Source organism: Bacillus sp. 05T31 (genome assembly GCF_056396725.1).
Genome location: NZ_JBFTMA010000657.1, coordinates 1 through 2554, shown reverse-complemented (window position 1 = coordinate 2554; position 2554 = coordinate 1). Strand labels below are relative to the sequence as shown.

Sequence of the window (2554 nt, the reverse complement as noted above, 5' to 3'; positions counted from 1 at the left end):
ACCTTACCCTCTGCATCTATTGTTGGTTTGATTAATAGTTTATATTTAATATCATTTTCTTCATAATCCACTATTTCTGTAGAAGTAATATTATTTAGTTTTTGATTTAATATTAAATCAACCTGAAATTGTTTTATTCTATCTATTAACACACGATTTCCATAAATAGAGTTAGTTCCTACAGTACCCTCTGGTAACTGCACGTTCTTAATACTTCCTGCTAAATATAACTGTGAATTCCCTTTTGAAGATGCGWYTTTTKGKCCATATAACMTYTCTGAYARYTGCTTGTTCTCYAAACCAACATTCTTCTCTTTTATTGTTAACATCGCAGGGACTACTGCATCACCTTCCTGCACTCCATCGATAATAATATGATTCCCCTGTTCTAAACTATCTTTTATCCTTTGTATATCTTCTAAATTAACAAAACTATACAACGGTATCTGAATTAAACGTTCAGAAAAGGTCTTATTTTGGTTAGGATCTAACTGAATTTCTAAAGAAAAATCACTTGCATATTTTATATTCCCTACACTATCTAACGTTGTAATCCATGTCGCATTATCTTGGTAGAAATTTTGTTCCAATTCTTGAATCCTTTTCGCGTCATCTCCAGCTTTTATATATGCCTTTTCAAAGGATTGAATATTCGTTTTAATATCATTAACTTTTCGATTCGAATAATATTGCTTAAAAAATATGGTTTGTCCAATAAAAATAGTCACTAAAATAAGTGTGCATAATGCCGTAGTTAATATAAATAACTTTAATACAATTCCTTTTTTCATACCTGTCCCTCAAATTTATAACCAGCTCGCACAACAGTTACAATACAAGTCGCTTTTTGTCCTAATTTATGACGCAAATTACGGATATGACTATTAACAGTACGATCATCCCCAGCGAATTCATAACCCCAAATTTTAGTGATTAGTTGTTCTCTCGAAATTACAATCCCTTGATTTTGCATGAAATACGTTAAKATTTCAAATTCTGTATGTGTCATACTTATGTCTTCCCCATCTACAGTTACTGTACGAGAAGGGAAATGTACATGGATACCACTACTAGTTAATGTTTCTGCAGTAGATACATTAACAGTGGAAGAATATCGGCTTTTAATTAATCGTTTTGCCCTTGCCAATAAAATAGGCGGACTATATGGTTTTGTAACATAATCATCTGCTCCCAGTTCAAATCCCAGTAAAGTATCATCCTCATCCACCCGAGCCGTTAGCATAATAATAGGTACATTAGATTTCTTACGAATTCGCCGGCAAACCGCCCAACCATCTAATTCTGGTAACATAATGTCTAAAATTATTAAATGCACCTCATGTTCTTCAAATATAGATAATGCTTCTTTCCCATCAATCGCCTCTAAGACGTTATATCCTTCGTTTAGTAGGTAATCCTTCATTATTTCACGTAAAATATCTTCATCTTCTACAATTAAAATTGTTCTTTGCATATTTCATCTTCCCCACGATTAATTTTATTTTTATGAAGAAATAGTTCATTTTATATKTTAACCAATTAGAAATCTTTCACTATTTCTGTCACTACTAAATGCAACATAGTTATATCAAGATAATAGTATGCTGATATAAAGATAAAATGCAGAGATAACTGTAATTCTTCAGCAAATAATGAAACTCATCTTGAATCGAAAGATYCATACAAAAACGCCATCCTTTCTGTATATTTCTACAAACAGGATAGCGTTTTTTCATATTAAAGGTAGAATTATAAGGTAATATCAATTATACGTAATACTTGATATTTAATTGATATTAGAACTTATTACTTTATATTTATCTTCTTTTGCAACATCTATAATTGCATCAATTTTTTGTTGTTCATTATTCAGCTCATGCCCTTCGATCCAAACTTTATATCCTATTTCTCCCACTACTCCAATTTTAGTTATAACAACATCTAACTGTTTTTCTTTTTGAAAGTATTCAATAGCAGTTGCCTTTGCTTTTTCTTGAGTTTTTGGAAATTCTTTGTCACTTAATGGATCTTTCGTTGTTAATGTAATGTAAGAGACAAAACCAATAATAATTAAAGTTATGGTAGAAAGTCCAACTAAAAATATTTTTTTCATTCTTCTTCATCCTTGTCTATCTTTTTTTAAAGATTAACATAACATTTATCGTATTTCAATAAATAAATATTGTATTTTACTATTTATTTATTGAAAATCTCTATAACTTAGACAAATATAAAAATCATTCCTCTAACTATCCTGATCTTTATCTCAATTAACCTATTAAATAATGTAGATTTATAAAAGAGGTTGATCATTATTAAAGAAATACAAAAATAAAAACCCTAATTTCTCTATATTAAAATTGAGAAACTGGGGTTTTTATTTAAAACAGATAACTAATTAATAGTCCTGCTGATAATAAGAAGCCAAAAATCGTATTTGTCATCGCTGTTGATTTCATTGCGATGCGCATATACCCGGGATCCTTTGCTCCCTTTTGGAAGCTTTGAATAGCAGAGATTGGCTTTTTCAACCCTAGGAACATAACTAATGCCC

2 protein-coding genes and 2 pseudogenes are annotated in these 2554 nt (G+C 30.2%); all 4 read right to left on the bottom strand.

Features of this window, described 5'->3' with window-relative positions; all coding sequences use genetic code 11:
* A pseudogene (locus AC1DJR_RS26095) lies at positions 1 to 791 on the bottom strand (two-component sensor histidine kinase); the annotation flags it as partial.
* Positions 788 to 1474: a response regulator transcription factor gene (locus tag AC1DJR_RS26090; RefSeq protein ID WP_429688467.1), complete on the bottom strand. Its 687-nt coding sequence runs from the start codon at positions 1472 to 1474 to the stop codon at positions 788 to 790. The gene AC1DJR_RS26090 and the pseudogene AC1DJR_RS26095, both read right to left, overlap by 4 nt.
* 312 nt (positions 1475 to 1786) lie before the next feature.
* Positions 1787 to 2113, bottom strand: a complete 327-nt coding sequence (locus AC1DJR_RS26085; protein ID WP_429688466.1) for a hypothetical protein — start codon at positions 2111 to 2113, stop codon at positions 1787 to 1789.
* Positions 2114 to 2381: 268 nt separating this feature from the next.
* A pseudogene (locus AC1DJR_RS26080) lies at positions 2382 to 2554 on the bottom strand (1,4-dihydroxy-2-naphthoate polyprenyltransferase); the annotation flags it as partial.